Consider the following 6868-nt stretch of genomic DNA (forward strand, 5'->3'; position numbering starts at 1 on the left):
TGGAACAAATAATGTTTCGTTGCTTTAATATGTCTTGTAGATGTCATATTATCATCTTATAATAAAAGCAGTAGAGGTGATAATATGCAGATTAACAGGCTATTCGAAATGGTTTATCTATTGCTGAACAAAAAAAGTATGACCGCCGGGGAGCTCGCAACACACTTTGAGGTTTCACCCCGCACGATTTACCGGGATGTAGAGCTTCTATCCTCGGCGGGAATACCCATTTATATGACCAAGGGCAAGGGTGGTGGAATTTCACTGCCCCCTGACTTCGTTCTCAATAAAACTGTCCTGACCGATGGCGAAAAGTCAGATATTCTCGCTGCACTTCACGCAGTAGATGCGGTCAACTTGGAGCAAACCAATACTGCGGTGCAAAAGCTGTCCTCCCTATTTGGAAACACCAGCGCCGATTGGGTTGAAGTTGATTTCTCCGGCTGGGCAAACGCCGATGAGGAAGCGCAGCTGTTCAGCCTGCTGAAAAGCGCCATTCTCGGAAAGAAAAAAGTGGCGTTTCAGTATCACAGCAGTGAGGGCAGCACGCAGCGCACAGCAGAACCCATGAAACTCTGCTTTAAGGGACAGAGCTGGTATCTTTATGCTTTCTGCACAGTGCGTCAAGATTATCGGTTTTTCAAACTGCGGCGCATGAAAGAATTGAAGCTGCTTGACGAGCGCTTTGAACGCACTGCCTCCGCGAAGATATTTGAAGGCACAAAAATATTTCAAGATGATTTCGTGACAATCACACTGAAGCTGTCAAAGAAAATGGCGTATCGTGTCTATGATGAATTTTCACAATACAAAACGCTTCCCAGCGGTGATTTCATTGCGACGCTCACCATGCCCAGAGGCGATTGGGTCTATCAATATCTTGCGACCTTTGGTGAGGATTGTGAGATCATAGAACCGGAGGATATCCGCCTGCAAATCAAGGATAAGCTGCAAAAAACACTGGCACAATATTTATAATATGACACGCTGCTGTCAATTGGTCTTTGCTATGATGATAGTATCAAAGACAAGGAGGACGATCAAATGAACTACGAAGTTGTGCATTTAGAGGAAAAGATTATTGTTGGGGTAAGTGCTGCGACCAGCAACAGCGACCCTGAAATGGGGAAAATCATTGGCGGGCTTTGGGAGAAGTTATACCAAGGCGGCATCAATGCCGTGATAAAAAACAAGGTAAACGAGTACGCCATTGGGCTGTATTCCGATTATACGGCCGATGGGTACTGTGTAACAGCGGGTAATGAGGTTTCCAAGGCAGAAAATCCTGAACTGACCGTAAAAACAATCCCTGCCGGAAAATACGCAAAATTCTCTGTGCATGGGCATATGGAAAAGGCCGTCTCTGACTCATGGGGAGAGATTTGGCAGACGGATTTAGACCGCAGCTTTACAGGCGATTTCGAGGAATACCGAAATGCCGACCCGGAAAACTGTGATATTGATATCTACATTGCTCTGAAGTAAGGGGGGGAAACGTATGAAATTAGAAGGCTTCGGAATTTTCGTGAAAGATATGCCGACTATGGTGCGTTTTTACCGTGATGTTCTTGGGTTTGAAATCAAGGAGGAAGAAGATTCCAGCAATGTCTATCTGGTGAAAGATGGCACTTTGTTTTTACTTTATCGCAGAACAGATTTTGAGCAGATGGCAAAAAGGTCGTTTTCTTATGCGAATGGCATCCATGGCCATTATGAAATTGCGATGGGTGTAGAAAACTATGCCGCAGTAGATGATACCTTTAAGCGGGTTGTGTCAAACGGTGCCGTGCCGGTCTTAGAACCTACAACAGAGCCGTGGGGACAGCGGACTTGCTATGTTGCAGATCCAGAGGGCAACTTAATTGAAATTGGTTCCTTTACCAAATAAGCAGCTACACAATTGCCTATGCCTAAAAAGAAGGAGACGAAATAACAAATGGATTATAGAAAAGAATTTGAGCGCATGATGCAAACACAAACAGCCATGGCGCTGGCTACAGCGGCAGACGGAGCGCCCAATGTACGCATCGTCAATTTTTATTATGATGCAGAGACGAAAGCCCTGTATTTCTCCACCTTTAGCGACAACCAAAAGGTTGCGGAGTTTGAGAAAAATCCTCATGCTGCATTCACAACGATTCCGGAAAGTGGAGAAGAACACGTTCGGGTCAGGAATGGGATTGTTCGGAAAAGCTCTGTTTCGGTGGAAGCCATCAAGGATCAGTTTCTATTGAAGCTGCCGGAATACATTATGAGCATCCCTGATGTACTTCCTGCGCTTATCCTGTTCGAAATCACCTTTGACCAAGCGGATGTGGTCATTGACTTTGAACACATGGAAACGATTGCGGTATAGTCTGAAACCCCTGTCGGCAGCGAGTTGCAACTATTCTCCAAGGCGCACTGTGAATGAACCCACGGTGTGCCTTTTTTATTTCCCCCAAAAGACGTTTGCAGCAGCAAAACAAGGAGGGCGGCAGAACCGCTCTCCTTGCTTTTTGTAAACGGGCTATGCTATTTATCGTTGCCGTCGGGCTCTGAATCTCTTTTGAGTTCCACAATAACGCCGTCATCACCGGAGATAAAAAGCTCCTCCGTCTTTTGCTGCGCACGCTGAAGCAGCGAGATGGCATCCGTCACATCGTTAAACAGCGAATCATACATTTTTTTGTAATCTGCCACACAATAGACCTCCTTTTCCTTATTTCGGCGGCCACCGTTGTGTGGTATTGAAGCTCTGACCGGACGGATTGTCAAGTCGTTTCTGAAGTTTTCTAAATGTTAGCACCCTGTCAGAAATCCGTTCAGACAGATATGCAGGCACACCGCATTTTATTGCATGGTGTGCCTTTTTTATTTCCACAGAAAGGGGTGAGAATCCAATGTTCATATGGGACTTTGTCCTTGGAACCGTGATGGATCAGATCATCGAATGGCTCTACGGACAGGTGGTCGGTTTTCTGGCCGATTTTTTTGCACAGATGGGAAATATGGGCGTGGAGCTGTTCGAAATGAGCTGGGTGCAGTCCATCGTCCTGTTTTTTTCCTATCTGGCTTGGGCGCTGTATGGAACCGGGCTGGTGGTGTCGGCGTTTGAAACCGGCATCGAGTACCAGCACGGCCGGGGCAGCATCAAGGACACCGCCTTAAACGCCATTAAGGGCTTTATGGCGGTGTCCCTTTTTACCATCGTGCCGGTGGAGCTGTTCAAGCTCTCGGTCAATCTCCAGAGCAGCCTCACGGCGGGGATCACCGGCTATGGAACCAGCTTTGGCGACCTTGCCGGGAACATCATTTCCGAGCTTGGCAGCTCACCGGATATGGTTGGCGCCATGGGCTCCGGCGTGTTCGGAGGGCTGGCTGTCATTACAAGCCCCATCCTGCTGCTCTTTATGATCATCATGATGGGGTACGCGGTCATTAAGGTGTTCTTTGCCAACCTGAAGCGCGGCGGCATCCTGCTCATACAGATTGCCGTGGGCAGCCTGTATATGTTTTCCGTTCCCCGCGGCTACATCGACGGTTTTACACAGTGGTGCAAGCAGATCATCGGTCTGTGCCTCACCACATTTTTGCAGGCAACCATCCTTGCGGCGGGGCTTATGGTGCTGCGAACCCACGCTCTGCTGGGGCTTGGTCTGATGCTGGCCGCAGGAGAAGTACCGCGAATTGCCGGAGCCTTCGGGCTGGATACCAGTACAAAGGCCAACGTGATGAGCGCCGTGTATACCGCACAGGCTGCCGTCAACACCACCCGCACCATCGTACAGGCGGTAGCGCCGAAATAAGCACAGAAAGGAAAAGCCTATGAAATTAATCTATGTGGCGTCCCCTTATGCCGGGGACATCGAACAGAACACCGCATTTGCCAGGAAAGCGTGCCGCCATGTGATGAACGAGGGGCACGCTTTTTTTGCGCCCCATCTGTTATATCCGCAGCTCCTTGATGATTCCAATCCGCAGGAGCGTCAGGCGGGTCTGGATATGGGACTTGCCATGCTGCCCCGCTGTGACGAGTTGTGGTGCTACGGCGACCGCATCTCCTATGGAATGCACCTTGAAATCGAGGAAGCGGTCAGAATCGGAATCCCGGTTCGCCGGGTGATGGAACAGGAAAACGGCTTTGCCATCGGCAGAGCCAAAGGCACCGAACCGGCCGAAGCTCCCCAGCAGGCGATGAGGATGGCCTGATGATGACGATGGGGAGCCTCTTCGATGGGATCGGAGGTTTTCCATTGGCGGCTATCCGCAACGGTATCACTCCCGTATGGGCCAGTGAAATCGAAGCCTTTCCCATTGAAGTGACGAAAATCCGATTCCCCGAAATGCTCCATGTCGGGGATATTACAAAGCTGGACGGAGCGAAATTGCCGCCTGTGGACGTCATTTGCGGCGGCAGCCCGTGTCAAGATTTATCGGTCGCTGGCCAGCGCCGGGGCTTGGCGGGTGAGCGTTCCGGCCTGTTTATGGAGCAGACACGCATTGCGAAGGAGATGAGAAAATCCGATGAGCAACGAAACGTACCAGCTCACCTTGTTCGACCTCGATACCTCGTTTGGGAGAATGTCCCCGGAGCCTTCAGCTCCGCAGAGGGGGAGGACTTCCGGGCGGTCATTGAGGAGATCGTCCGCATTAAGTACAGTGCCTGTGATGTGCCTCGACCTGAGTCCGGGCGCTGGGAATCTGCTGGGGCTGTCCTTTTGGGAAATGAATTCAGCCTGGCTTGGAGAGTCATGGACGCTCAATTCTGGGGAGTCGCCCAGCGCCGCCGTCGCATCTTCCTTGTCGCAGATTTTGGAGGCACGACCGCACCCGAAATACTATTTAAGCAAGACAGCCTGTTTGGGGATATTGCGCAGAGCGGAGGCCCGCGGCAAGGAGCTGCCGCCCCAGCTCAGGGACGCACTGATGATACAGGCGGGGCTTGCCTGACCCCATGGGATGTACAGAGCCGCCGCATTTTTGAAGAAACCGGAACATGGCCCGCCCTCTATAGTGGTGAAGGCGGTGGGCACGGATATATTCAGACAGAAGAAAGAATACCCATTGCTTTCGCCGCCAACCAACGTGATGAAGTGCGGGATTTGCACGATATTGCAGGGGCAGTACAGGCTCAGCCGGGGATGAAACAGCAGACCTTTGTGGCAGAACCGCTGTTGTGCTTAAACGATCAGGGCGGCGAACGGATGGATGTCACCGAGGATGTGGCGTCCACGCTGCGCGCCGGTATGGGCGGGCATCCTCCCCTTGTATCTCAGCCAAACTGTCTGAACGGCTGGGATACCCAGCAAAGCCGTGTGTTCACGCCGGAGGGTGTGGCGCCGACTCTTGCCGGTGCGGACGGCGGCGGGGGAAGAAACCCGGCAGGGCTTCTGTTTGCGGCAGGCGTTGTCAGCAAGGGTGACGGCGACTGCTTTCTCTCACCGGAGGTACACACCTCTATTACCGGCGGCGGTGGGCAGGCCGGACAGGGCTATCCCTGTGTGCTTACCGCGGGCTTCTGCGGAAATGCCAGCGCCGATGCGAGAGGAATCGGCTATCAGGCGGAGTGCTCACCCACCATTAAAACCGGCACGGCCCCATCGGTACTGTGCCTCAACGATCAGGGCGGCAGTCAGATGCACTGTACCGAGGATATCACCGGCACCCTCCGCGCACAGGAGCATGGACACCAGCCGCTGGTGTTTGACAACCACGCACAAGATTCCCGCTTTACCGGACCGGTGGATGTGTCGCAGACAGTATCCGCAGGCTTCGGGCAGGGCGGGAACAATCAGCCGCTGGTCATGGCGACCCAGCAGGGCGGCGCTGAAATTGGCGAGGGCATCTGCCCGACCATTACGGCAAGTGCCGGGATGAGTGGCAATAATCAGCCGGTATTATTTGAAAATCACGGCATTGACAGCCGCTACACCGGCCCCCATGCAGTAGCGCCCACCATGTCCGCCCGGATGGGAACAGGCGGCAATAATGTTCCGCTGGTGGGCAGTGCCGTTGCCTTTTCGCTGGATTCCAAGGAATCCAACAGCATGAAATCAGCAAATCCCCATTCGGGATGCCGGGAAACGGAGGTTGCCAGAACCATTGACACAACCAGCCCCGATCCCAGCAAGAACCAAGGCGGCATTGCTATTTTGCAGGAAACCATCTGCATTGCCGGAAACACCATCGACCGGGAGCCGGAAAACGGCGGCAACGGCCTCGGCTGTCAGCCGGACATCAGCTACACCATTACAACCAGCGACCGGCACGCAGTGTGTGAGCCATACCAAGAGGTGGTGGGCGCGCTTTGCCGTGGAGATGAGAAAGGCATCGGCAGCCAGTATGTCAGTCAGAACAAATGCATTGTGGAAAGGCGCAACCTCATCCGCAGGCTTACCCCTCTGGAATGTGAACGGCTCCAAGGTTTTCCCGATGGCTGGACGCTAATTCCGGGGGCATCTGACAGCGCCCGGTATAAAGCTCTTGGAAATAGTGTGGCGATACCCTGCGTGGACTTTGTCCTCCGAGGCATCGCTTATTTTTTACGAAAAATCTATGAGGAACAGGAGGGATCACCCCGATGTACATCTACCCCGACAACTTAAAATCAAAGGCGACCCTGTGGCTGTGGGATCTGCGGGACATCGGAATCATCGGCATCGAATGCCTGATTTCTGTCTTTGCCCTCTCCCGGCTGGGCTGGCTGCCGCCCATTGTTCTGACGGCGGTCTATGCCTTTTTATCCATCCGCTTCGAGGATGTGAGCATCCTTGACTTTATCCGCTACGCCGTCGCTTTCTTCTTTGGCAAGCAGCAGACCTACGAATGGAGGGGATGAATATGAACAGAAAAAAGAAACAGGAGGCCAGAGAAAAAGCCTCCACCC

Annotated in this window: 9 protein-coding genes; 8 read left to right on the forward strand and 1 reads right to left on the reverse strand. The window is 52.4% G+C overall.

The features are described 5' to 3' along the window. The first annotated feature begins 84 nt into the window (after positions 1-84). The 4 genes from TY09_RS17125 to TY09_RS17140 all read left to right on the forward strand — a co-directional run bounded on the left by TY09_RS17125 (position 85) and on the right by TY09_RS17140 (position 2356). Positions 85-978 (forward strand): helix-turn-helix transcriptional regulator, encoded by an 894-nt coding sequence (locus tag TY09_RS17125; RefSeq protein ID WP_042436900.1) that lies wholly within the window; start codon positions 85-87, stop codon positions 976-978. A gap of 66 nt (positions 979-1044) precedes the next feature. Continuing rightward, positions 1045-1485: a GyrI-like domain-containing protein gene (locus TY09_RS17130; RefSeq protein WP_018213989.1), complete on the forward strand. Its 441-nt coding sequence runs from the start codon at positions 1045-1047 to the stop codon at positions 1483-1485. 13 nt (positions 1486-1498) lie between these two features. Continuing rightward, entirely contained in the window at positions 1499-1888 is a 390-nt protein-coding gene (locus TY09_RS17135) for a VOC family protein (protein ID WP_018213988.1), read from the forward strand. Between the two features lie 48 nt (positions 1889-1936). Further along, positions 1937-2356, forward strand: a complete 420-nt coding sequence (locus TY09_RS17140; RefSeq protein WP_018213987.1) for a pyridoxamine 5'-phosphate oxidase family protein — start codon at positions 1937-1939, stop codon at positions 2354-2356. Between the two features lie 158 nt (positions 2357-2514). Here TY09_RS17140 and TY09_RS18715 read toward each other — a convergent pair whose 3' ends face one another. Beyond that, positions 2515-2682 (reverse strand): hypothetical protein, encoded by a 168-nt coding sequence (locus TY09_RS18715; RefSeq protein WP_018213986.1) that lies wholly within the window; start codon positions 2680-2682, stop codon positions 2515-2517. A 200-nt stretch (positions 2683-2882) separates the two neighbouring features. Between TY09_RS18715 and TY09_RS17145 the strand changes: the two genes are divergently transcribed. From TY09_RS17145 to TY09_RS17160, 4 genes are read left to right on the forward strand one after another with little or no spacing between them, the layout of a single operon-like run. After that, positions 2883-3788, forward strand: coding sequence for a conjugal transfer protein TrbL family protein (locus tag TY09_RS17145; protein WP_018213985.1), 906 nt, complete (start codon positions 2883-2885; stop codon positions 3786-3788). A gap of 19 nt (positions 3789-3807) precedes the next feature. Further along, entirely contained in the window at positions 3808-4191 is a 384-nt protein-coding gene (locus TY09_RS17150; protein WP_018213984.1) for a DUF7768 domain-containing protein, read from the forward strand. After that, a complete protein-coding gene (locus tag TY09_RS17155; protein ID WP_074432651.1) occupies positions 4191-6587 on the forward strand; it encodes a DNA cytosine methyltransferase in 2397 nt (798 codons plus the stop codon). Before TY09_RS17150 ends, TY09_RS17155 begins: the two co-directional genes overlap by 1 nt. Continuing rightward, positions 6563-6820 carry a hypothetical protein gene (locus TY09_RS17160; RefSeq protein WP_018213977.1) on the forward strand — a complete coding sequence of 86 codons (258 nt, stop codon included), beginning with the start codon at positions 6563-6565 and terminating at the stop codon, positions 6818-6820. Before TY09_RS17155 ends, TY09_RS17160 begins: the two co-directional genes overlap by 25 nt. Positions 6821-6868: the final 48 nt, after the last annotated feature.

The sequence above is a fragment of the Faecalispora jeddahensis genome, assembly GCF_000577335.1.
Lineage (GTDB): Bacteria > Bacillota > Clostridia > Oscillospirales > Acutalibacteraceae > Faecalispora > Faecalispora jeddahensis.